Source organism: Paenibacillus algorifonticola (genome assembly GCF_050481745.1).
Classification (GTDB): Bacteria; Bacillota; Bacilli; order Paenibacillales; family Paenibacillaceae; genus Pristimantibacillus; species Pristimantibacillus algorifonticola_A.
In genome coordinates, this window is record NZ_JBCNGR010000062.1 from 1 (window position 1) to 242 (window position 242).

The following is a 242-nucleotide window of genomic DNA, read 5'->3' on the forward strand; positions in this document are numbered from 1 at the left end:
GACACAGCGACCATTGGCGCATGGGCGCAAAAAGCAGTCGCGCAAGCGGTGCAAGCTGGCATTACAAAGGGCTACGCTGATGGTGGATTCCATCCGAATGCTCAAATTACGCGTGCGGAAATGGTAGCGATGCTGGCAAATGCAGCAGGCATACCTGCTGATGCGAATGCAGCAACAGGCTTTGCAGATGATCAAGACATTCCAGCATGGGCAAAGAGCGGTGTGGCTTACGCCAAGCAAGC

General features: G+C 54.5%; 1 protein-coding gene. It reads left to right on the top strand.

The window, feature by feature from the left end; all coding sequences use genetic code 11:
* Positions 1-242 (top strand): S-layer homology domain-containing protein (locus tag ABEW34_RS31095; RefSeq protein WP_430165480.1); only part of this gene is annotated, 242 nt, incomplete at both ends.